Below are 21,764 nucleotides of genomic sequence, written 5' to 3'. Positions count from 1 at the left end.
CCCCGCGCCGCCCACCCGCTCGCGCCGCCCTGCTACGCCGAGCGCGTGGTGCCGGAGCTGGCCCAGCGGGGCGCCTGGCTCGCCGCCGAGCAGGGCGGCGTGATCCTCTCCGGGCACAGCCAGGGCAGCGTGCTCGCGGCCGCGACGGTGCTGCAGATGCCGCCCGAGGCGCGGGCGCGCACGGCCCTGCTGACCTACGGTTCGCCGTTGCGCCGGCTGTACGCCCGGTTCTTCCCCGCCTACCTCAGCGACGACGTCCTGGAGCAGGTCGGCGCGGTGCTCGCCCGGCCCGGGGCGACCGGGCCGGGCGAGCACACCCCCCGTTGGGTCAACCTGTGGCGGGACACCGACCCCATCGGCGGGCCGGTGGAGTCGCCGACGGCGCGCGACGTGCGCCTCGTCGATCCGCCGGGCTTCGCGGTCCCGCCCGGCGACACGGTGTTCCCCAAGGTCGACGGCCATTCCGGCTACCAGCTGCGGCCGGAGTTCGGTGCGGTGGTCAGTGCGCTCGCGGCGGATCTGGCTCCGCGTCGTCCCGCGGTGCCGGCACAACCGGCGGCGCGGGTTGCGGAGCCGGCTCGTCCGCCGCGGGCGCCGGAGCCGGTTTCGCGGCCACGGGAGCCGGAGCCGGAGCCGGTTTTGCGGCCGCGGGGGCCGGAGCCGGTTTCGCGGGGGCCGGAGCCGGGGCCGGGGCCGGTGAGGTCGGACGCGGAGCCGGCGGCATCGGCGGCGCCGGATGAGGGTGCGGATACATAGGCGCCGCGACGGCCGGCACGGGCACCGGGGCCCGCAGTGCCGGCGGGTGCGTGCGGCGGTAGCGCCTGGTGAGCCAGACGACCAGCCAGATCGGCAGGCCGAGGAAGAGCAGCCAGGGCAGCAGCCACCCGAAGATCGTCAGTGCCACCCGCAGCGACGCCGTGAACGCGTCCCAGCCGTGGCGCAGCCCGACCAGGATGCCGGTGTCCTCTTCGGACACCGCGGGCGCCTCCGGGCCCTGCAACACCAGCGTGATGGTCGACAGCGAGGTCAGCCCGGCCAGCTTGCGCTTGCGGGACTGCAGCGACTCGAGGTCGGACTCGCGCCGGGACAGCTCCGACTCCAGGGTCGTGATCTCGGCGATCGTCTGCGCCCTGGCCAGCAGCGCCCGGATGCGCTCGACGCTGGCCTGGGCGGTGGTGATCCGCGACTCCACGTCGACGACCTGATCGGTCACGTCCTGCGCGGACACCTGCCGGCTCTTCTCGTCCCCGATGCTCTTGAGCTGGTCGAGCGTGGCCTGGAACTTCTCGGCCGGCACCCGCAGGGTGATGGTGGCGGTCGAGCTCTGCCCGTCGATGCGCCGGTTGTCGCCGCCGACGAACCCGCCCGCGCCGGTGGCGAACGCGATCGCCTGCGCGGCGGCGGCGTTGACGTCCTTGACCTCGATCGTCATGGTGCCCGCGTAGATGATCGAGCGGTCGGTGGTGTCGAGGTTGTCCGGGGCCTTCTGCTGGCTCTGGCCTTGGTCGGCCTTCCCGCCCGCACCCGCGGCGCCCTCCTGCTGGGGCGCCGCCGCGGGCCCCGCCGCGTCCTTGTTGCTGCTGGTGGCCGGTGCGTCGCTCGCATCGGAGCCGCACCCGCTCAGGGCGAGGACCAACGCGCCGGCGGCCGCCGCGAGGAACACGGTCGTGCGCCTGACTGACATGACGCCTCCTGGGTAGGGTCCTGTGGGGTTGCGCCGGTCCGACGCGGGGCGGGGCGGGCGCGTTCCACCCGTGCGGGTCACAGTTCTGCCACGAGAGGGTCACCGGATGCGCATCACGAAGTACACGCACGCCTGCCTCCGCCTCGAGCACAGCGGCGGGGTGCTGGTGATCGACCCGGGGGTGTTCAGCGAAGCGGAGGCCCTCGACGGCGCCGACGCGGTGCTCATCACCCACGAGCACATGGACCACGTGGACCTGGACAAGCTGCGCGCCGCCGCGGCCCACCAGCCCGCGCTGACCGTGCACACCCATCCCGACGTCGAGGCGCAGCTGACCGACCTCGACGCCGACGTCTTCGCGGTCAACCCGGGCGACATCTTCGTCGCGGCCGGGATGACCGTGCGCGCGCACGGCGGCCGGCACGCGGTCATCCACCCCGACATCCCGCGGATCGTCAACCTCGGCTTCGCCATCGACGCCCCGGACGGCCCGATCTACCACCCGGGCGACTCGTTCCACGTGCCCGACGAGGAGATCGCGACGCTGTTCGTGCCCGTCTCGGCGCCGTGGCTCAAGCTCGCCGAGGCGATCGACTTCGCCCGGGCGGTCGGGCCGGAGCGCGCCTTCGCCCTGCACGACAGCCTGCTCGTGGACGTCGGCCAGCAGATGGTCACCGGCCACATGACGCGCCTGTCCGGCACCCACTACGAGCGCCTGGAACCGGGTACGACCATCTAGCGTTGGTGCCATGGCAGACGCCCTCGCCGCCGTCACGGCCCGGCTGTACTCGGCCCCGCCGGAGGACTTCATCGCGCTGCGCGGCGAGGAGGTCGCCAAGGCCCGCTCCGCCCGCGACACCGCCCTGGCCGCGGCGATCGGCAAGCTGCGCAAGCCCACCGTCGCCGCCTGGCTGGTGAACCGGCTCGCCCACGAGCGCCCCGACCTCGTCGCGGAGCTGCTGGAGCTGGCCGAGGAGCTGCGCGCCGCCCAGCGCGAGCTGCGCGGGGCCGACCTGCGCGAGCTCTCGGTGCGCCGGCGCGGCACGGTCTCGGCCCTGGCCCGCGAGGCGGTCAGGCTGGCCGGCCGCGGCTCGGCCGGGAACCTGCCGGTCGCCGAGGTGGAGGCGACCTTCGCCGCCGCGCTGGCCGACGCCGACGTGGCCGCCGAGGTGCGCGCGGGGCGGCTGACCAAGGCGCTGGAGTACACCGGCTTCGGGGAGACCCCGCGCCCCAACCTGCGGCTCGTGCAGGGCGGCCCCGATGCCTCGACGGCGGCCGCCGCGCCGCCGCGCTCCGCGCCCGACGAGCCTTCGGCGGCGACCGTCACGCCGGTGCGCTCGGCGCCCGACGCGAGCGAGCGGGAGCGGCGGGCCGAGGCCCGGCGGCGCGAGGAGGAGCGGCGGCGGGCCGAGGAGGAGCACGCCCGGCTGGTGCGGCAGGCGCGGCGGGAGCTGATGACCGCCCTGCAGCAGGTCGCCGACGCCGAGAACGCGAAGGCCGAGGCCGAACGGGCCGTGGCCGCCGCCGACAAGGCCATCAAGCAGGCCGAGAAGCGGGTCAGGATCGCCCAGGACGCCCTGGCGGACCTCGGCTGAGTCGTTCGTCCGTTCGCGCGCGTCGTGAGTACCCGAACGAGTGCCTTCACCGTGATCCATGCGGGGAGGCAGAATGACCGGGATGACTCCCGAGCAGGCGGCCGCCGCGGCGAAGCAGGCGGTGCTGGTGCTGGGCGGCGCCTTCAGCGACGATCCCAAGACCATGCGCCGCGCCCGTCAGATCGGCCTGACCGGCTGGGCCTTCTACGTGGCCGGACGCGGCGGCGCCCTGGGCGAGGTGCGCGCCGACACGGTCGCCGCGGCGCTGGGCTTCATCGCGCCCGAGGCGGTGCAGGACGGCTGGGACGCGGCCCGCAAGGTAGCCCCGCCGGAGCAGATCGCCGCCGACAACCTCGACGAGTGCTGCCGCTGGGGCCGCGAGCACCTGGAGAGCTTCTACGCGCTGCCCAAGCTCGTCGAGCTGGCCGAGCGGGTGGTGGTCAGCGCCGAGACCGCGGGCATGCCCCTCTTCGCCGCCTGGCGCGCCATGCCGCTGCCGGACGACTCGCCGGGCGCCCGGGCCGCCGTGCTGGCCCACCTGCTGCGCGAGCACCGTGGGGCGGCCCACCTGCTGGCGATCCGGGCCAGCGGGCTCACCCCGCTGGAGGCGATCATCTCCGGCCCGGACGGCGAGGCCGAGGCGACCGCGTTCGGCTGGCAGCCGCCCTACCCGCCGTTCGAGCCGCTGGTGCGCCGCCGCAGCTGGGCCGAGGCGCTGACCGACCGGATCGCGGGGGAGGCGTTCCGGGCGCTGTCACCGGCCGAGCGCGCCGAACTGGTGAACCTGCTCGACGCGGCCGTGCAGTCGGTCAAGGAAGCCCTCCCGAGCTAGGTTGCTACCCATGGACCTGCCGGGGTGGACGATTCGCGGGTGTTCGCTGCGTGACGTGGCCGCGATCCTGTCCGTGACCAGGGCGAGCGACATCGCGTCCCTCGGGGAGCCGGACTGGACCGAGGAGGAGGTCGTCGCGACCCTCACCGCGCCGCACCTGGACCCGGCCGCCGATTCCTGGCTGGCGTTCGGGCCGGACGGGACCGCGCTGGCGTGGGCGTACGTCGACAATCCCGAACGCGGCCCGCGCGACAACGTGGAGGTCTACGCGGCGCCGCCGGACGGCTGGCCCGCCTTCGGCCCGCTGCTGGACCTGGCCCTGGCCCGGGTGGCCGAGCGCGGCGCCGAGATCGTGCGCGCCGGGGTGGTGCCGGGCGAGACCGCCTACGTCGAGGCGCTCACCGCCCGCGGCTTCGCCTTCCGCAAGCGCCACGCCCGGATGACCCGCGCGCTGACCGGCGAGGAGCGGCCGCCCGACCCCCGGTTCGGGGTGCGGGTCGTGCGCGACGCGGAGCTGCCCCGCTTCCACGAGGTGCTGCAGACCGCCTTCGCCGACACCCCCGACTTCGTGCCCACCTCCTACGCGGACTGGCGGGCCGCCCTGGCCGCGCTGCCGTCGGTGAGCTGGGACGAGTGGCTCGTGGCCGAGGCCGGCGGCGCGATCGTCGGCGCGCTGCAGTCGGCTGACCAGGGCGTCGAGCGGGGCGAGGGCTGGGTGAAGAATCTGGCCGTGCTGCGCGGGCACCGCGGGACCGGGATCGGCGGCGCGCTGTTGCGGGCGGCCTTCGCGATCTACGCGGCGAAGGGGCGCACGACGGCCGGGCTGGGTGTCGACCTCACCAACCCGACCGGGGCGTACCACCTCTACACGAACGCGGGGATGACCGTGGCCTTCGCCGCCGACATGTACGAGCGCATCCGCTAGGGCATCGCCGTCTTCGTCGGGCGGGCGCGCAGGGCCTCGAGGTAGTCGGCCGGGGCCCCCGCCTTCGCGGCGGCGTTGGCGATCTCGGCGAGATACCACGCGGTGGGCAGCCCGCCCTCGTAGCCGTTGAACACGTAGACCCACGCGGTCTCCTCGCCGTCGAGGGTGGCCACGCGCAGGTGGAGCTTGCGGTACGTGCCGGCGAGGGCGCCCTCGACCTCGTCGAGCTGCTTCTCGTCGTTGGGGTGCACGTCGTACAGCGCCACGAAGACCCGGTCGCCCGGCGACTCGACGATCGTGGTGACCGAGCCCTCCCAGCCGAGGACGTCCTCCCCGGCGAAGGTCAGCCGCCAGCCCTCGAGCCAGCCGGTCCCGATCATCGGCGAATACGGACAGTAGGCCCGCATGCGGGCAGGGTCCAGGTTCGAGCCATACGCGGCGTAATGACGCACGGCGATGACGATAAACCCGACCGGGTACGCGAGAGAATACTGCTGAGCGTGTCGGATTCAGATCCACTCGTCGGCGCGCCATGGGCCGAGCGGGTAGCCCGGCGACGCAGCGTTGCCCCCGCGGGGGAGAATGGCATCAGAAGAGCCGAGGAGGGGTGGCTGGCGTGGGCCGGATCGTGATCATCGGAGGTGGCCCGGCGGGCTACGAGGCGGCCCTGGTCGCCGCGCAGCTGGACGCCCAGGTGACCGTGATCGAGGCCGAGGGCGCCGGGGGCGCCTGCGTGCTGCACGACTGCGTGCCCAGCAAGACCTTCATCGCCAGCTCGTCCGTGGTCACCGCGCACCTGGACACGGAGGCGTTCGGGGTCATCGGCCCCGAGGGGCCCGACGTGCGGGTGGACGGCCCGGCGGTGCACCAGCGGGTGAAGCGGCTCGCCCACGCGCAGTCCGGCGACATCCACGCCAAGCTCCTCAAGGCCGGTGTGGAGTTCGTCACGGGCACTGCGCGCCTCGGAGAGGACACGCTCGGTCACACTCACGCCGTTCGGGTGACGCCGGCCGACGGTGACGCTCCGTATGTGATCGCCGCCTCCACGGTGTTGCTCGCCACCGGCGCCACCCCGCGGGTGCTGGCGTCCGCGGCGCCGGACGGGGAGCGGATCCTCGACTGGCGCCAGGTGTACGACCTGCCCCGGCTGCCCGAGAAGCTCATCGTGGTCGGTTCGGGTGTGACCGGCGCCGAGTTCGCCTCCGCCTATCTGGCCATGGGCGTCGATGTGACGCTCGTCTCCAGCCGCGACCGGGTCATGCCGCACGAGGACCCCGACGCCGCCATGGCGATCGAGCGGGTCTTCCGGACCCGGGGCATGACGATCCTCAACAACTCCCGCGCCTCGGCCGCCCGCCGCACCGCCGGCGGGGTCGAGGTCGAGCTGGCCGACGGGCGGGTCGTCGAGGGCTCCCACGTGCTCATGTGTGTGGGTTCGGTGCCGCAGACGTCCTCGCTGGGCCTCGCGGAATACGGGGTGGAGGTCGCGCCGGGCGGATACGTCACCGTCGACCGGGTCTCGCGCACCAACGTGCCTGGGATCTACGCGGCCGGCGACTGCACCGGGCTGCTGCCCCTCGCGAGTGTCGCCGCCATGCAGGGCCGGATCGCGATGTGGCACGCGCTCGGCGAGGCGGTCGCCCCGCTGAAGCTGCGCACGGTCGCCGCGAACGTGTTCACCGACCCGGAGCTCGCGTCGGTCGGCATCACCCAGTCCGACATCGACAGCGGCCGGGTGCCGGCCCGCGCGGTGATGCTGCCCCTGGCCGGCAACGCCCGGGCCAAGATGGACGGGCTCGACGACGGCTTCGTGAAGATCTTCTGCCGTCCGGCCTCCGGCCTGGTGGTCGGCGGCGTCGTGGTCGCCCCGAAGGCCAGCGAGCTGATCATGCCGATCGCGATGGCGGTGGAGAACCACCTCAGCGTCGACCAGCTGGCCCACACGATCACGATCTACCCGTCGATCTCGGGCTCGATCGCGGAGGCCGCGCGCCAGCTCATGCAGCACGACGAGGACTGAGCCCCGGGCCTGGGCGGCCGAGCACCGCCCGCTTGGACCGGGGTGACCGACCGCGGACCTGGCAGCGACGGCGCGCAGCGCCCAGCGGTTCGCCCAGTCTGGCTCGGTGAGGCTTCGCGGAGACCGACCCAGACCAGGCGCTGACGGCAGCGACGGTCCGCACCCCGCGGACCCGAGTCCTGCGCTAGGGAATCTCCCGGAAGATGCCCCGGGCGTAGTCGGCGACGGCCGCCCGGGTCACCGTGGCCTCGATCGGCAGCGACTCCAGGCAGCGGCGCAGGGCCTCGGTGAGCAGCGGCCGGGGCACCCGCATCGACACCGTCGAGTGCGGCACCCACTCGCCGGGCTCGTAGAGTGGCAGCGAGGCCATGCCCGCCGCGCTGAGCAGGCCGTGGACGCGCGCCTGGTGCGCGACCAGCTCCGGGGTCGGGGCCGGTCCGAGGAAGACCACGCGGCCGACGAAGACGCCGGCGTACTGGAAGTTGACCCGCAACGGCTCCGCGACCCGGGTGCCGGCCAGCGCCGCGGCCACCGCCTCCGGGTCGAGCTGCCGGGCCACGGACAGGGTCACGTGCGGGCGGTGCCGGCCGTCGTGCGGGGTCCGCAGCGACTGCACGCCCAGCTCCTCGAGCTGGTCCCAGAGCACCCGGATGCGGCGGGACGCCCGCTCGTCCAGGTACATCTCGACCGACGCGACCATCAGCGCGCCCGCTGGCAGCGCGGGCACCAGTACGCGTTGCGCGCGCTCAGCACCGCGGTGCGCACGGGCGAGGCGCACACGAGACACGGCTGGCCGGTGCGGCGGTACACGTACACCTCCCCGCCGTGCCGGTCCACCCGCGGCGCCCGGCCCATCGCCTCCGGCGTGTGGGCGCTGTGGACGGTGTCGATGCGCCCCTCGGCCACGCCCGCGCGCATCAGGGTGCGCAGGTCCGCCCAGATGTCGTTCCACTTGCGGCGGCTCAGTCTCGTGCCCGGCGTGGTCGGCGGCAGCCCGGCCCGGAACAGCGACTCGGTCACGTAGATGAGCCCGGCCCCGGCCACGATCGACTGGTCCATGAGCAGCGCCATGAGCGGCCGCCCGGAGCCGCGGATGGCGTCGTACGCCGTGCCGCCGTCGCTGTCCTCGTCGAGCGGGTCGGGCCCGAGCCGGGCGTGCAGGGCGTCCAGCCGCGCGGGGTCGAGCAGCTCGCAGGCGGCCGGCCCGCGCAGGTCGAGCCAGTGCTCGCCGTTGGCCAGCCGCATCCGGATCTCGCCCACGGGCGCGGGCGGCGGGCCGTCGCCGTCGGTGCACTTGCCGTACAGCCCCAGGTGCACGTGCACCGTCTCGCCGTTCGCGTAGTGGTGGAACAGGTGCTTGCCGTGCGCGGAGGCGTCCTCGAACACGCGGCCGTCGACCCGCGACGCGTCCGCGGCGAAGCGCCCCTGCGGGCTGCCGACGGCGACGGGGCGGCCCGCGAACAGCTTGCGATGCCGCTCGGCGAGGCGGTGGATGGTGTGACCTTCGGGCACCGGGCATTTATACCCGGACCGTCGCGCGCGTGGCGCGCTATTCTCGGCGGCATGAGTCGCAGCGCACTGTCCACGACGACGCCGGGCCTTCCCCGGCGGCGCTGATCGACGTCAGCAACCTTCCGCTCCGGGGCGCCGCGCTCCGGAGCTTTTTTGTGGCCCGAGGCGGCGCTCCCCGCGTCTCGAGGAGTTCGTCATGCAGGACCACCGCAAGCTCGGCCGCGAGCTCGAGCTGTTCCACTCCGACCCGCTCGTCGGCGCCGGGCTGCCGCTCTGGCTGCCCCGGGGCGCCGCGGCCCGGCGCGCCGTCGAGGACTACCTGCTCGACCTGGAGCGCCGGCACGGCTATCGGCACGTGTACTCCCCGCCGCTGGCCAAGGCCGAGATGTACCACCGCTCCGGGCATCTGCCGCACTACGCCGACGACATGTTCCCGCCGATGGCGCTCGATGCCGACAACGCGTTCGTGCTGCGCCCGAGCCTGTGCCCGCACCACGCCGCGGTGTTCGCCGCGCGCGGGCGCTCCTACCGCGAGCTGCCCCTGCGCATCGGCGAGATCGGCGGGCAGTACCGCGCCGAGCGCTCCGGGGTGCTCGGCGGGCTGTCGCGGGTACGCGCGATATCCCTCAACGACGGGCACGTCTTCTGCGCCGAGGACCAGGTCGAGGCCGAGGTGGTCGCGGCGCTGTCGGTGATGCGGGAGGCGCACCGGGCGCTCGGCTTCGCGCCGTCGTCGTGGCGGCTGTCGCTGCGGGGGGACGGGCCGAAGTACGTCGACGACCCGGACATGTGGCAGCGCGGGACCGCGGTGCTGCGCCGGGCGCTCGCGGCCGCGGGCGTGGACTACGTCGACGGGCCGGGCGAGGCCGCCTTCTACGGGCCGAAGATCGACATCCAGCTGCTCGACCACGCCGGCCGGGAGAGCACCCTCGCCACCGTCCAGGTCGACTACTACATGCCGGCCCGGTTCGACCTGTCCTACGTGGACGCCGGCGGCGCCCGGAAGCGGCCCGTGATGGTGCACCGCAGCGCCGCCGGGAGCATGGAGCGGCTCTTCGCGCACCTGATCGAGGTGCACGACGGCGCGTTCCCGGCGTGGTTCGCACCGGTGCAGCTGGAGGTCCTGCCCGTCGGGGACGCGGACGTGCGCGGGTTCCTCGGGCGCGCCCGGGCGCTCGGGCTGCGCATCGAGGAGTCGTACTCCGGCAGCCTCTCCGCCCGCATCCGCGACGCCGCCCGCCGCCGGGTGCCGTTCGTGGCGGTCATCGGGGCGAACGAGGCGGCCGCGGGCACCGTCTCGCTGCGCTCGCGGGACGGCTCGGTCGCCGCGCTGCCGGTGGCCAAGGCGCTGGAACTGCTCGAGGCTTCGTGCCGCCCGCCTAAACAGGATCCGGTACTGGAGCCGTCAGTGTCCGTGTGAGTGTCCTTCGACTCGTGGGTGCGGGGCTGGCTGTGCTCGCCTTGGCCGCCTGTTCCGCGCCCGCGGCCTCTTCTGTCCCGTTGCCGAGCCCGTCTTCCGCCGCGAGCCGCGAGCCCGCGCGCGCGGTGGCCCCCGAGATCGGCTATCCGGCGGAGGGGAAAGGCGACTATGCGGTCGCGCCGGCCGGAGGTCCCGTCATCGGTACCGCCGGGCAGCTGCTGACCTACCGCATCGCCGTCGAGCGGGACATCACGGGCATCTCCGCCGCCGGGTTCGCCGAGGCCGTCGAGGCGGTCTTCGCCGACCCGCGCAGCTGGCCCGGCACCGGCAAGTGGCGGCTGCGGCGGGCCGGGGCCGGGGACCGCTTCGACTTCACGATCTACCTCGCGACCCCGGCGACGCGGGACCGGCTCTGCGGGAGCTCCTACGACCGGTACACCTCCTGCCGCAACGGCGACAGCGTGGTCATCAACGTGGCGCGCTGGGTGCGGGGCGTGCCCGATTACGGCTCGGACCTGGTCACCTATCGGCAGTACGTGATCAATCACGAGACCGGGCACCGGCTCTACCACGGCCACGAGCTGTGCCCCGGCCCCGGCCGGCCCGCGCCGGTGATGCAGCAGCAGACGCTGGGGCTGCACGGCTGCGTCGCCAACGCCTGGCCGATCGTCGACGGGCGGGAGTACGGGGGGCGCTCCGGGCAGTACGACGACCCCGCTCCGCGCGACCCGTAAACGTCCGGGGCCGGATCCCTCGTCTACCTCGGTGGAGCCGTGGGGGAGAGGTGCCGTGCAGATCGAGTTCACCGAGTTCGTGCACGGGCGGTCGCAGGGCCTGCTGCGCTTCGCCTACCTGCTCACCGGGGACCGGCACCTCGCCGAGGACCTCGTGCAGGAGGCGCTCGTGCGGGCCCATCGCCGCTGGTCCGGGATCGTGGGGGAGGAGGGGCCCGAGCCCTATGTGCGAAAGACGATGCTGCGGCAGTACCTGTCGTGGCGCCGCCGCCGCTCGTTCGCCGAACGGCCCGTAGCCGAGCTGCCCGAGCTCGCGACGGCCGATCCGGCGGCCCGGGTGGCCGACACCGACGCCATGTGGGCCCTGCTGCGCACGCTGCCCCGGTCGCAGCGCGCCGTCGTGGTCCTGCGCTACTACGAGGACCTTCCGGACGCCGAGATCGCCCGGCTCCTCGGGTGCGCCGAGTCCACCGTACGAGTACACGCGTTCCACGCCCTGAAGAAGCTCCGGGCGGCCCTGGCCAGTGACCGGGAGGCCGCCCCCGCGCCGGGAGGCAGATCATGAACGACGACGAGGTCGAGGCCCGGCTCCGCGACGCCCTGCGCCAGTTCGCGGGCGACGCCCCGCCCGGCGTGTCGATGCTGACCACCGTCACGACCGAGTCCGCCCGCCGCGGCCGCCGCGTCCGCCTGGCCGCCCTCGCCTCGGGCGCCGCGGCCCTGGTCGCGATCGGCGCCGCCGTCCCGTTCGCCCTGCGCGGTGCGCCCCCGGCCGTCGTGGCCGCCCCGTCCTCTCCCGCCTCGCCCGTCCCGCCCTCTCCAGCCTCGCCCGTCCCGGTCCCGTCCGCGACGGCCTGGTTCTCCCCGCGCCCGGCCACGCTCGTGGCCGCCACGGTGCCGCCGTCCCTGGTGTTCCCGGTCTCGCCGCCCACCGGCGGCGGCTACGGCACCCCGATGATCTCGCTGACCGCAGACCGCCTGACGCTGTTCCAGACCCTGCCGACGACCGCCCCGGTGACGGTGACCGTCTACGACTCGCGGCCCCCGGCCCCGACCGCGCGGTCCCGCGCGACCCAGGCCGAGGTCGCCGGGCGGGCGGCCACGGTCTACGAGTGGGCCTGGTCGGACGACGACCAGACGAACCCGGACTCGAGCCCCCGGGTCTCGCTCGTCTGGCAGCCCTCGGCCCGCACCTGGCTGCGCCTCGACGCGGACGCGGGCACGGCGGTGCCGCTGCTGATCGCGTACGCGGAGGCGCTCAAGCCCGGCGGCGCCAAGGCCGAGACGCCGTTCACCTTCACGCTGATGCCGTCCGGCTGGACGGTGGACGACATCAGCCCCGCGGTGGTGACGTTCGCCCCGCCCGGCACCGACCCCAACGCGGGTTTCCTGTTCAAGCTGGTCGTACAGCTGGACGAGGAGCCGGGCCTGCAGCCGAAGCTCGCGGGCCCGTCGACGGCCGGCGTCCGCGTGGGCGAGCGCCAGGCGTGGCTGACGACGACGCCGGAGGTGCAGTTCCTGCAGATCCCGGTGGACGGCGGCCGCTCGCTGATGCTGCAGGTGAGCCCGGCGGCGGCACTGCCGCAGGACGTGCTGCTGCGCTTCGCGGCCGGCATCGGCGTGACCCCGTCGGCCCAGGTGAGCCACGGCTGAGCGGCCGGCGCAGGTGATCCGGGGTTGATTTGCGGGGTGGCGGGGTTCGTTCGGCCGCCGAGCGGATACCTCGTCTCCGGCCGGAGACGCGGGATTTCCGCGCCGGCGATTCGGGTCAGATATCGGATGATTCACCCAGATCGCCCCGTACAGGTCATACCTGTGCATACCATCAATTTTGTGCTGGTAGTAACGACCGAGGGCTTACCCGGTTACGAGATCACCGCCGTGCTGGGCGAGGTGATCGGCGTTGTCGCTACGTCCCGCAACCCGTTCGCGGCCGGCCTGCGCTCGACGGAGGGCGGGCCGGGCCAGGACATGTCCCAGTTCCTGGTCCAGACGCGGGCGCGGGCCGTGGGCCAGATGGTCCAGGCGGCGGAGAACCGCGGGGCGAACGCGATCGTGGGGATGCGCTTCGACCATCGGGACGTGACGAACACGTGGGTCGAGCTGTGCGCGTACGGCACCGCGGTGGTCGCGGTCCCGATGCACGCCCGGACGGGGGCCCACGCCGCCTGACCTGCACCTCGTTCGCCGCGGGCCGGATCAGGTGTCGCGTCGGTGCAGTCCGGCGAGCGCCGCGTCGAGGATCGGCTGCCGGTATTCCGGGGTGCCGGGGATCTTCGCGATGGCGACGACCAGGTCGAGGATCTGGTTGAGCTCGAGTCCGGCGTCGATCTGGCGGGCGTCCTGGGCGGCCGCGAGCAGTGGCCGGCCGGCGGCGAGCATCCGGCCCCGTGCTCCGATCGGGCCGGAGCGACGATCATCCCGACGGCCCTGGGCCAGGCCGTCGCCGCCAGTCTCTCCGGACGGCTCGTCGCCGTCCGGAAAGACCGCTTCGCCCTCACGCTGGGCGGCGCGCTCCTGGCCACCGCCTACCTGCTGGTCGCCTAGGCCGTCTTCGGCCTCGGCGCGGGGCATGGTCAGCCCGCCGGTCAGCCACACCGCGGTCTCCGGGCTACCGCTCGGCCAGGTCGGCGTCGCGGTCACCGGCTCGATCGTGGCCGGCTCCAGCGCCGGGTTCGTCCACTCGAGCCACGCCGCCTGGGTCGTCATCGGAGCCTGCGGCTTCGCCGTGCTCGCGCTCGGCCTCATCTCCACCAGCGGCTAGGCGAGGGACGCCGCCACCCGCAACCGTCGGCGTTTCGCCACCGCACCGCAGGGCGACCCGCTGCCCAGCCGATCCGCGGACCGTATCGAAGCGGGGACCGAGTGACGGACCGCCCTCGCTCGCCTCGACGGCCGCGGCCTGGAAGTAGGTAGGTCTCGGTGCGCCCACGTGTGGCGACGTCGAGGTCGTCGCCGGCCTCATGACCGCTGCCATCAAGGAGGTCGCGGCGATGGACCCTCGCACACCAGCGCTGACCTGCTCACCGGCGAGAGCTCATCGCGCTGGGACGCACCCTCAAGAAGCGCGCCGCTCCTTCGACCGCCCCGGCCGGCGCCTCGCCATCGCGCCGCAGGGCGACGACCAGCCGATCCGCAGACCCCGCCGAAGCGGCCTCGGCATGGAGGTCGCCGGGCGGCGCCTTGAGCGGGACCGTGGTGGTGTCGGCGCCGCGGAGCCTAAGGCGCCCCACGAGACACCGCGGGCCGGCGCGCCGGTGCACGCACCGCGGACATGGCTAGGGCGGTCCCCCTCGGCCGAAGGCCCTCCGGGGACCGCCCTTTTGTCTGGCGGGAGCAACGGTCCGCAGGTGACGCGGACCCGAGCAATGCTCTACGACTTGATCTCCGCGATGACCGCCCCCGCCGACACGACCTCGCCCACCGCCGCCTGCAGGCCGGTCACCACGCCGGCCTTGTGGGCGTTGAGCGGCTGCTCCATCTTCATCGCCTCGAGCACGACGACCAGGTCCCCCTCGGCGACGGTGTCCCCCTCGGCCACCGCGATCTTCACGATCGTGCCCTGCATGGGGCTGGTCAGGGCGTCGCCGCTCGCCGCCGCGCCCGCCTTCTTGCCGGCCGCCCGCTTGCGCGGGGCCGCGGCGGGGGCGGCCGGGGCGCCCGCCCCGAACCCGGCCGGCAGCGTGACCTCGAGCCGCTTCCCGCCGACCTCGACCACCACGGTCGAGCGCTCCGCGGCCTCGGCCGCGTCCGTCGCCGGCGCCGCGAAGGGCGGGACGTCGTTCACCCACTCGGTCTCGATCCAGCGCGTGTGCACGCGGAAGGGTTCGTCGGTGAAGGCCGGGTCGCGCAGGACCTTGCGGTGGAAGGTCAGCGCGGTGGCCATGCCCTCGACGACCATCTCGTCGAGGGCGCGGCGGGCGCGCTCGATGGCCTCGGTGCGGGTCTCGCCGATGACGATGACCTTGGCCAGCAGGGAGTCGAAGTTGCCGCCGATGACGCTGCCCGACTCGATGCCGGTGTCGACCCGCACGCCGGGGCCGGTCGGCAGGGTGAGCTGCGTGACGGTGCCGGGGGCGGGCAGGAAGCCGCGGCCGGGGTCCTCGCCGTTGATGCGGAACTCGATCGCGTGGCCGCGCGGGACGGGGTCGGCGTCGAAGCGGAGCTTCTCGCCGTCGGCGACGCGGAACTGCTCGCGGACGAGGTCGATGCCGGTGGTCTCCTCGCTGACCGGGTGCTCGACCTGCAGGCGGGTGTTGACCTCGAGGAAGGAGATGGTGCCGTCGTTGCCGACGAGGTATTCCACCGTCCCGGCGCCGTGATACCCGGCCTCGCGGCAGATCGCCTTCGCCGAGGAGTGGATCTCCGCGCGCTGCTCGTCGGTGAGGAACGGGGCCGGCGCCTCCTCGACGAGCTTCTGGTGGCGGCGCTGCAGCGAGCAGTCGCGGGTGCCGACCACGATCACGTTGCCGTGCTGGTCGGCGAGCACCTGGGCCTCGACGTGGCGGGGCTGGTCGAGGTAGCGCTCGACGAAGCACTCCCCGCGCCCGAACGCGGCCACCGCCTCGCGCACGGCCGACTCGAACAGCGACGGGATCTCCTCGATCGTGCGGGCGACCTTGAGGCCGCGTCCGCCGCCGCCGAAGGCCGCCTTGATGGCGACCGGCAGGCCGTGCTCCCGCGCGAACGCGATGATCTCGTCGGCGTCGGCGACCGGCTCGGCGGTGCCGGGCACGAGCGGGGCGCCGGCGCGCTGGGCGATGTGCCGGGCGGTGACCTTGTCGCCGAGGTCGCGGATGGACTGCGGGCTCGGGCCGATCCAGGTGAGCCCGGCGTCGAGGACGGCCTGGGCGAAGTCCGCGTTCTCGGACAGGAACCCGTATCCCGGGTGCACCGCGTCCGTCCCCGCCCGGGCGGCCACGTCGACGAGCTTGTCGATGCGCAGATAGGTCTCCGCGGCCGAGTCGCCGCCCAGCGCGTAGGCCTCGTCGGCCAGCCGGGCGTGCAGCGCGTCGCGATCGGAGTCGGCGTAGACCGCGACGCTGGCGAGGCCGGCGTCACGGCAGGCGCGGATGACCCGAACAGCGATTTCGCCCCGATTGGCGATCAGTACCTTGCGCACGCAGGCAGTCTATGCCCAGGGTCCGACACTTTCCGTTGCCAAGAAAGTCACTCCCGACGCTTAGTCAAACTTGGCTATTACGCTTACATCGTGTCCACTACGCGTCTGATGATCCTGGGCCTGGTGTCGTACCTGCAGCCCGTCCACGGCTACGACATCCGCAAGGAGCTGACCAGCTGGAACGTCGAGAGCTGGGCCAACGTCCAGCCGGGCTCGATCTACCACGCCCTGCGCCGGATGACCGAGGAAGGGCTGCTCGAGGAGGTCGCGACCGAGCAGGTGGGCAACCGGCCGGCGCGCACCCTCTACCGGCTGACCGCGGCGGGCACGGCGGAGTACCAGGCGCTGCTGCGGCGGTACTGGTGGGAGTACCAGGAGCCGCACGACCCGTTCCTGGCCGCATTCGCGTTCCTGCCGCACCTGCCGCGCGCGGAGGCGGCGGGCGCGCTGCGGGCCCGGGCCCGGCTGCTCGAGGACTGGACCAAGACCTATCGCGACAACGTGGACCAGTGGATGGCGCACAAGCCGCCGCACGTCGGCTGGCAGTTCGAGCTGACCCTGGCGCGCTGCGAGGCCGAGGCCCGCTGGTGCCACGACATCGCCGCGCGCATCGAGGCCGGCGAGGGTGCGCACCACAACGAGGACGCCGACGCCAAGGGCGCCGAGGAGTGGCGCCGGGCCATCCGGGCCGAGCACGGCGAGCCCGTCGACGACGAAGACGAGTAGTACGCGACATACTCAAGCTTGACCGAAAAATCTATATCGCGTTACAGTCTCCTCGCAAACGCAGAGACAGGGAGACGGACATGATCGAGACGAGGGGCCTGCGCAAGTCGTTCCGCTCCCGCGCCGGTCGCGACAAGAAGGTCGTCGAGGCCGTGCGCGGCGTCGACCTCTCCGTCAGGGGCGGGGAGATCTTCGGCTTTCTGGGACCGAACGGCGCGGGCAAGACCACGACGCTGCGCATGCTCGCCACGCTCATCGCGCCGGACGGGGGCGAGGCCACCATCGCGGGGGCCGACCTGCTCAAGAACCCGGGCGAGGTGCGGCGGCGCATCGGGTACGTCGCCCAGGGCGGCAGCACCTGGGACGAGAGCAGCGCGCGCGAGGAGCTCGTGCTGCAGGCCCGCTTCTACGGTATCGGCAAGGCCGAGGCGCAGCGGCGGGTGAGCCGGGCGCTGGACGCGTTCCAGCTGACCGAGTACGCCGATCGGCGCTGCAAGACGTACTCGGGCGGGCAGCGCCGCCGGGTCGACATCGCGCTCGGCATCATCCACGAGCCGAAGATCGTGTTCCTCGACGAGCCGACCACCGGCCTCGACCCGCAGAGCCGCGCCCACATGTGGGACGAGGTGCGCCGCCTGCGCGAGGAGGGCATGACGGTCTTCATCACCACGCACTACCTCGACGAGGCCGACGCCCTGTGCGACCGCATCGCGATCATGGACCACGGCGAGATCGTCGCCGAGGACACCGTCGACGCCCTCAAGCGCGAGGTCGCCGGCGACGTGGTGACCGTCGGCGTCAACGGCGCCACCGAGACCGCGGCCGGCCTGCTCGCCAACCAGGACTACGTGCGCAGCATGGACCACGCGGACGGGCGGCTGCGGCTGTACGTCACCGAGGGCGCCACCGCCATCCCGCACATCCTGCGCCTGCTCGACCACGCCGGCGTGACCCTCGGCGAGATGGAGCTGCACCGTCCGAGCCTCGACGACGTGTTCCTCACCAAGACCGGCCGTTCCCTGAGGGAGAGCTGACCGATGAAGTTCCTCCGCGACACCTGGCTGGTCTTCCAGCGCCAGATGCAGCTCATGCTGCGCAACCCGGTCTGGCTGATCGTGGGCGTCATCCAGCCGCTGTTCTACCTGCTGCTCTTCGCCCCGCTGCTGAAGCCCGCCCTGGGCGTGAGCACCAACGCCGAGGCGTACAAGCTGTTCGTCCCCGGCCTGCTCGTCCTGCTGGCCATGTTCGGCTCCCTGTTCACCGGCTTCGGCCTGATCGCCGAGCTGCGCGTCGGCGTCATCGAGCGCAGCCGGGTCACACCGGTGAGCCGCTTCGCCCTGCTGATCGGCCGATCCCTGCGCGACGTGGTGTCCCTGCTGTTCCAGGCCCTGCTGATCGTCGTCATCGCCGTGGCGGTCGGCCTGCGCGTGAACGTCGTGGACGTCGTCGCCGCGTTCGCCCTCATGGCCGTGATCTCGCTGATGCTCTCGGCCTTCTCCTACGCCGTCTCGCTCAAGCTGCGCAGCGAGGACGCCCTGGCCCCGCTGCTGAACACGATCTCCCAGCCCCTGCTGCTGACCGCGGGCATCCTCCTGCCGCTGACGTTCGCCCCGAAGTGGCTGCAGACCGTGGCCGACTGGAACCCGTTCTCGTGGGCGGTGGACGGCGTGCGCGCCCTCTTCGACGGCAACCCGGGCGCCGACTCGGTCTGGCAGGCCGCGGTGGTCGTCGGCGTCCTGACCGTGGCCACGGTGGTGTGGGCGTCGCGGGCGTTCGCCAAGGGCGTTCGCTGACACGGGTTTTCCCTGCTCGGGTCCGCGTCAGTCACTGACCGTCGCTCCCGCCAGACAAAAGGGCGGTCCCCGGAGGGCCTTCGGCCGGAGGGGACCGCCCTAGCCGGGTCCGCGGTGCCAAGACCGCACCGCGGCGCCGCGTCACTGTGGCTGTACCGGTAATGAGACTCACCGCCATGGCCACTTCCGCCGCGCCGGACCGCATGACAGCGTTGCGCTCGTGCCTCGTCTCGTTCGCGACCGGCTCACCTGGGTCCTGTACGTCCAGCTGGCCCTGTGGGTCTACTTCATGTACGGATTCGGCCCCGTGGCCCCGATCCTGCGCGACGAGCTGCACATCAGCCGCACCCTGGCCGGCCTGCACGGCACCGCGTTCGCCGTGGGCGGCGTGCTCGGCAGCCTCGTCCTGCCCAACCTGACCAGACGCCTGGGCCGGGCGCGGCTCATCTGGATCGGCCTGGCGTGCATCAGCGTCGCGGCGGTGGGGATGTACACCGCCCACCACCTCGCGCTGACCCTGACGTTCGCGACGCTGGCGAGCATCGGCTCGGCCCTGGAGGTCAACGCCATCAACGCCGGCCTGACCGACCACCACGGCACCGCCGCCCCGGCCGCGATCAGCGAGGCGAACGCGGCCGCCGCGGCCCTGGGCCTGGTGGCCCCGCTCGTGGTCGGCGCGACCTTCGCGGCCGGCTGGGGCTGGCGCTCGGGCCTGGCCGTGGTGGTGCTGCCGGTGCTGGCGGTCGCGTGGTACGCGAGGTCGAAGGGCGTGCGTCCCCCCGAACCGGCCGGCTTCGGCGCCCCGAGGGCACCGCACCGCCGCCTGCCGACCGCCTTCTGGCTGGCCCTGACCAGCCTCTTCGCGACCGGCTCGATCGAGATCTGCCTGACCCTGTGGGGCAGCGACGTGCTGCGGGAACACGCCCACGTCTCGGCCGGCGTCGCCACGGCCGCGGTGTCGGCCCTGATCGCCGGCATGGTGCTCGGCCGGCTGGCGGGGGGCCGGCTGCTCCTGCGCTTCCGCCCGTCCCGGATGCTGCTGGCCGCGCTGGCGGTGAGCCTGGCCGGCTTCGCGGTCTTCTGGCTGACCGCGACCCCGTGGCTGGCGATGGCGGGCCTGTGCCTGTGCGGCATCGGGATGGGCCTGCACTACCCCCTGGGCATCGGCCTGGCGCTGGCCCACTCGGACGGCCAGCCGGACCTGGCGGCGGCGCGAGCGTCGTTCGCGGTGGGCATCTCCTTCGGCCTGGCCCCCTTCGCGCTGGGCGCCCTGGCGGACCAGGTGGGCCCGCACAGGGCGTTCCTGCTGGTGCCGGCCTTCGCGGCGCTCTCCGCCGTCGCGATCCTGCGCCTGGACCGCACGACGCTGCCCATGACCGCACCCGCTCCGGCCGCCTGATCCCGTCCGCCTGATCCCGGCCGCCTGATTCCGGCCGCCTGATCCCGGCTGTCGGAGCGTCAGAGCGTCAGAGCCGGCGCGCGATGGTCAGGCCGTCCGCGATCGGGAGCAGCACCGACTCGACCCGCGCGTCGGCCAGGACGTGCCGGTTGAACGCGACCATGGCCACGGTGCCCGTGTCCGCCGGGTCCGGGTCGATGATGTGGCCGTGGCGCAGGACGTTGTCGACCAGGATCAGGCCGCCCGGGCGCATGCGCGGGACCAGCTGCTCCCAGTAGTCCAGGTAGCCAGTCTTGTCCGCGTCGATGAAGGCGAGGTCCAGGTGCGGGTCCGGCGGCAGGGTGGACAGCATCGCCGACGCGGGCCCGATGCGCAGCTCGATCCGGTCGGTCAGGCCCGCGCGGTCCCAGAAGCGGCGGGCGATCCGCGTGTACTCGTCCGAGACGTCGAAGCAGATCAGGCGGCCGTCCGCCGGCAGGCCGCGGGCGATCGCGATCGAGGACAGGCCCGTGAAGGTGCCGATCTCGACCGCGTTGCGGGCGCCCAGGATCCTGGTCAGGAGGGTCATGAAGCCGGCCTGCTCGGGAGCGATCTGCATGCCCTGCTCGGCCGGCAGGACCCGGGCCGTCTCCTCGATCAGGTCGCGGACGATCTCGTCGGGCGTGCTGCCGTTGGCCACGACGTAGTCGTGCAGGGCGCCGGTCAGCGCAAGGGTCTCCTTGGTCATACGCCAATACTCCACAGCGACACCAGCGGGACGTCCAGCCGCGCCAGCAGGAGACGCAGGGTGGGGACCGACAGGCCGACCACGTTCGTGTGGTCGCCCTCGATGCCGGCGACGAACGCCCCGCCCCGGCCGTCGATGGTGAACGCGCCCGCGACCTCCAGCGGCTCGCCCGTGGCCACGTAGGCCGCGATCTCCTCGTCGGAGGGCGACGCGAAGTGCACCGTCGTCGCCACGACCTCCTCGGCCGCCGCGCCCGTGGCCGCGTCCAGCAGGCAGTGCCCGGTGTAGAGCACGCCCGAGCGGCCCCGCATCGCCTGCCAGCGCGCCGTCGCCTCCGCGGCCGTGCCGGGCTTGCCCAGGATCTCGCCGTCGAAGCCGAGCACCGAGTCGCAGCCGAGCACCAGGGCGTCCGCCGGCGCCGACGGCAGCACCGCGCGGGCCTTGAGCCCGGCCAGCGTGCCGGCCAGGGTCGCGGCGTCGCCGGCCTGGACCACGGACTCGTCGACGCCGCTCACGACGACCTGCGCCGCGATGCCGGCCTGGGCGAGCAGCCGCCGCCGCGCGGGACTCGCCGAGGCGAGGATGAAGGTTCTCACGCCGGCAACGTTAGCGAACTACCATCTATGTCCGTGCGCAGGCTGTGGGCGGAGTTCAAGGCCATCGCCGTCGGGGGCTCGGTCCTCGACCTGGCGCTGGGGTTCATCATCGGCACGGCGTTCGCCACGCTCGTCCAGTCGTTCGTGACCAACCTGTTCCTGCAGGCGGTCGCGGCCACGGTCGGGGAGCCGGACTTCAAGAACCTGGCGATCACGGTTCACGGCACGCCGATTCGCTACGGCACGTTCCTGAACGATCTGCTCCAGTTCATGCTGCTCGCCGTCGGCCTGTTCGTCGTCATCAAGTTCATGACGCTGATCGGCGTCGACCGCGGCCGCTCGCTGGAGCTGCGCAACTGCCCCTACTGCCTGGACCGCATCCCGGTGGCCGCGCTGACCTGCCGCTCGTGCGGTCAGCAGCTCGTCACCGACCTGCCCGATCCGCAGGAGGCCGAGCGGCTGCAGCTGGAGCGGGAGGCACGCAAGTGGCCGACGCTGCCGGCGCTGCCGCCGATCACGATCCCGCGACGGCGCCCCAATGGCGGGGCTGACCCGGCCGAGCCGACGCCGCCCACCGCGACCGGGGACGAGCGGCCGCAGCCGGCGCCGGGGCGAGACTGAACAGGGCGCCGACGATCGCGGCCACCTCTTCGGCGGTCGGCGCGCCCTTGACCACCCT

23 protein-coding genes and 2 pseudogenes are annotated in these 21,764 nt (G+C 73.5%); 16 read left to right on the top strand and 9 right to left on the bottom strand.

Features of this window, described 5'->3' with window-relative positions; translation table 11 throughout:
• Positions 1–499: 499 nt before the first annotated feature.
• Positions 500–1,684: a DUF4349 domain-containing protein gene (locus tag AC6JBM_RS39340; RefSeq protein ID WP_497978932.1), complete on the bottom strand. Its 1,185-nt coding sequence runs from the start codon at positions 1,682–1,684 to the stop codon at positions 500–502.
• A gap of 106 nt (positions 1,685–1,790) precedes the next feature.
• Between AC6JBM_RS39340 and AC6JBM_RS39335 the strand changes: the two genes are divergently transcribed.
• The 4 genes from AC6JBM_RS39335 (at position 1,791) to AC6JBM_RS39320 (ending at position 5,036) form a co-directional block, all read left to right on the top strand.
• Positions 1,791–2,423, top strand: a complete 633-nt coding sequence (locus AC6JBM_RS39335; protein WP_497978931.1) for an MBL fold metallo-hydrolase — start codon at positions 1,791–1,793, stop codon at positions 2,421–2,423.
• Positions 2,424–2,433: 10 nt separating this feature from the next.
• On the top strand, positions 2,434–3,279 hold the full coding sequence (locus AC6JBM_RS39330; RefSeq protein WP_497978930.1) for a hypothetical protein: 846 nt from the start codon (positions 2,434–2,436) through the stop codon (positions 3,277–3,279).
• Positions 3,280–3,361: 82 nt separating this feature from the next.
• Positions 3,362–4,111 carry an SCO6745 family protein gene (locus AC6JBM_RS39325; RefSeq protein ID WP_497986626.1) on the top strand — a complete coding sequence of 250 codons (750 nt, stop codon included), beginning with the start codon at positions 3,362–3,364 and terminating at the stop codon, positions 4,109–4,111.
• 10 nt (positions 4,112–4,121) lie between these two features.
• Positions 4,122–5,036: a GNAT family N-acetyltransferase gene (locus tag AC6JBM_RS39320; RefSeq protein ID WP_497978929.1), complete on the top strand. Its 915-nt coding sequence runs from the start codon at positions 4,122–4,124 to the stop codon at positions 5,034–5,036.
• On the opposite strand, the gene AC6JBM_RS39315 is transcribed toward AC6JBM_RS39320, so the two are convergent.
• Positions 5,033–5,488, bottom strand: a complete 456-nt coding sequence (locus AC6JBM_RS39315) for a gamma-glutamylcyclotransferase family protein (protein WP_344616602.1) — start codon at positions 5,486–5,488, stop codon at positions 5,033–5,035. The two genes, AC6JBM_RS39320 and AC6JBM_RS39315, sit on opposite strands and share 4 nt — an antisense overlap.
• Before the next feature lie 155 nt (positions 5,489–5,643).
• Here AC6JBM_RS39315 and AC6JBM_RS39310 point away from each other — a divergent pair, with 155 nt between their 5' ends.
• Positions 5,644–7,056 (top strand): NAD(P)H-quinone dehydrogenase, encoded by a 1,413-nt coding sequence (locus tag AC6JBM_RS39310; RefSeq protein ID WP_497978928.1) that lies wholly within the window; start codon positions 5,644–5,646, stop codon positions 7,054–7,056.
• Positions 7,057–7,240: 184 nt separating this feature from the next.
• Here the strand turns inward: AC6JBM_RS39310 and AC6JBM_RS39305 are convergent, their stop codons facing one another.
• Both AC6JBM_RS39305 and AC6JBM_RS39300 read right to left on the bottom strand, forming a co-directional pair.
• Positions 7,241–7,783: a 2'-5' RNA ligase family protein gene (locus tag AC6JBM_RS39305; protein WP_497978927.1), complete on the bottom strand. Its 543-nt coding sequence runs from the start codon at positions 7,781–7,783 to the stop codon at positions 7,241–7,243.
• Positions 7,756–8,568, bottom strand: a complete 813-nt coding sequence (locus tag AC6JBM_RS39300) for an Fpg/Nei family DNA glycosylase (protein WP_497978926.1) — start codon at positions 8,566–8,568, stop codon at positions 7,756–7,758. The genes AC6JBM_RS39305 and AC6JBM_RS39300 overlap by 28 nt, the downstream gene beginning before the upstream one ends.
• 190 nt (positions 8,569–8,758) lie before the next feature.
• Between AC6JBM_RS39300 and thrS the strand changes: the two are divergent.
• The 5 genes and pseudogenes from thrS to AC6JBM_RS39275 all read left to right on the top strand — a co-directional run.
• Positions 8,759–9,988: pseudogene (gene thrS, locus AC6JBM_RS39295) on the top strand (threonine--tRNA ligase); the annotation flags it as partial.
• Positions 9,989–10,068: 80 nt separating this feature from the next.
• Entirely contained in the window at positions 10,069–10,722 is a 654-nt protein-coding gene (locus AC6JBM_RS39290) for a DUF3152 domain-containing protein (RefSeq protein ID WP_497978925.1), read from the top strand.
• 55 nt (positions 10,723–10,777) lie between these two features.
• Complete coding sequence (locus AC6JBM_RS39285; RefSeq protein WP_497978924.1) at positions 10,778–11,287, top strand: SigE family RNA polymerase sigma factor; 510 nt, start codon at positions 10,778–10,780, stop codon at positions 11,285–11,287.
• Positions 11,284–12,375 carry a hypothetical protein gene (locus AC6JBM_RS39280; RefSeq protein WP_497978923.1) on the top strand — a complete coding sequence of 364 codons (1,092 nt, stop codon included), beginning with the start codon at positions 11,284–11,286 and terminating at the stop codon, positions 12,373–12,375. Before AC6JBM_RS39285 ends, AC6JBM_RS39280 begins: the two co-directional genes overlap by 4 nt.
• Before the next feature lie 180 nt (positions 12,376–12,555).
• Positions 12,556–12,894, top strand: coding sequence for a YbjQ family protein (locus tag AC6JBM_RS39275; RefSeq protein WP_350611809.1), 339 nt, complete (start codon positions 12,556–12,558; stop codon positions 12,892–12,894).
• A 27-nt stretch (positions 12,895–12,921) separates the two neighbouring features.
• Here the strand turns inward: AC6JBM_RS39275 and AC6JBM_RS39270 are convergent, their stop codons facing one another.
• A complete protein-coding gene (locus AC6JBM_RS39270) occupies positions 12,922–13,320 on the bottom strand; it encodes a hypothetical protein (protein ID WP_497978922.1) in 399 nt (132 codons plus the stop codon).
• On the opposite strand from AC6JBM_RS39270, the gene AC6JBM_RS39265 reads away from it, so the two are divergent.
• Positions 13,295–13,486 (top strand): hypothetical protein, encoded by a 192-nt coding sequence (locus AC6JBM_RS39265; protein ID WP_497978921.1) that lies wholly within the window; start codon positions 13,295–13,297, stop codon positions 13,484–13,486. The genes AC6JBM_RS39270 and AC6JBM_RS39265 overlap by 26 nt on opposite strands.
• 609 nt (positions 13,487–14,095) lie before the next feature.
• On the opposite strand, the gene AC6JBM_RS39260 is transcribed toward AC6JBM_RS39265, so the two are convergent.
• On the bottom strand, positions 14,096–15,844 hold the full coding sequence (locus tag AC6JBM_RS39260) for an acetyl/propionyl/methylcrotonyl-CoA carboxylase subunit alpha (RefSeq protein WP_497978920.1): 1,749 nt from the start codon (positions 15,842–15,844) through the stop codon (positions 14,096–14,098).
• 90 nt (positions 15,845–15,934) lie between these two features.
• Here AC6JBM_RS39260 and AC6JBM_RS39255 point away from each other — a divergent pair, with 90 nt between their 5' ends.
• The 4 genes from AC6JBM_RS39255 to AC6JBM_RS39240 all read left to right on the top strand — a co-directional run bounded on the left by AC6JBM_RS39255 (position 15,935) and on the right by AC6JBM_RS39240 (position 19,762).
• On the top strand, positions 15,935–16,570 hold the full coding sequence (locus AC6JBM_RS39255) for a PadR family transcriptional regulator (RefSeq protein WP_497978919.1): 636 nt from the start codon (positions 15,935–15,937) through the stop codon (positions 16,568–16,570).
• A gap of 80 nt (positions 16,571–16,650) precedes the next feature.
• A complete protein-coding gene (locus tag AC6JBM_RS39250) occupies positions 16,651–17,604 on the top strand; it encodes an ATP-binding cassette domain-containing protein (protein WP_497978918.1) in 954 nt (317 codons plus the stop codon).
• 3 nt (positions 17,605–17,607) lie between these two features.
• Positions 17,608–18,363, top strand: coding sequence for an ABC transporter permease (locus AC6JBM_RS39245; protein WP_497978917.1), 756 nt, complete (start codon positions 17,608–17,610; stop codon positions 18,361–18,363).
• 220 nt (positions 18,364–18,583) lie between these two features.
• On the top strand, positions 18,584–19,762 hold the full coding sequence (locus tag AC6JBM_RS39240) for an MFS transporter (RefSeq protein WP_497978916.1): 1,179 nt from the start codon (positions 18,584–18,586) through the stop codon (positions 19,760–19,762).
• 67 nt (positions 19,763–19,829) lie between these two features.
• On the opposite strand, the gene AC6JBM_RS39235 is transcribed toward AC6JBM_RS39240, so the two are convergent.
• Together AC6JBM_RS39235 and AC6JBM_RS39230 are read right to left on the bottom strand one after the other, a co-directional pair.
• Entirely contained in the window at positions 19,830–20,489 is a 660-nt protein-coding gene (locus AC6JBM_RS39235) for an O-methyltransferase (protein ID WP_497978915.1), read from the bottom strand.
• A complete protein-coding gene (locus AC6JBM_RS39230) occupies positions 20,486–21,085 on the bottom strand; it encodes a Maf family protein (protein WP_497978914.1) in 600 nt (199 codons plus the stop codon). Before AC6JBM_RS39230 ends, AC6JBM_RS39235 begins: the two co-directional genes overlap by 4 nt.
• 27 nt (positions 21,086–21,112) lie before the next feature.
• Between AC6JBM_RS39230 and AC6JBM_RS39225 the strand changes: the two are divergent.
• Positions 21,113–21,388: pseudogene (locus AC6JBM_RS39225) on the top strand (MscL family protein); the annotation flags it as partial.
• Between the two features lie 211 nt (positions 21,389–21,599).
• Here AC6JBM_RS39225 and AC6JBM_RS39220 read toward each other — a convergent pair.
• Entirely contained in the window at positions 21,600–21,731 is a 132-nt protein-coding gene (locus tag AC6JBM_RS39220; RefSeq protein WP_497986625.1) for a hypothetical protein, read from the bottom strand.
• Between the last annotated feature and the right edge of the window lie 33 nt (positions 21,732–21,764).

The organism is Dactylosporangium thailandense (genome assembly GCF_059739745.1).
The sequence above is the reverse complement of the archived record's forward strand: the minus strand, read 5'-3'. Positions and strand labels throughout refer to the sequence as shown.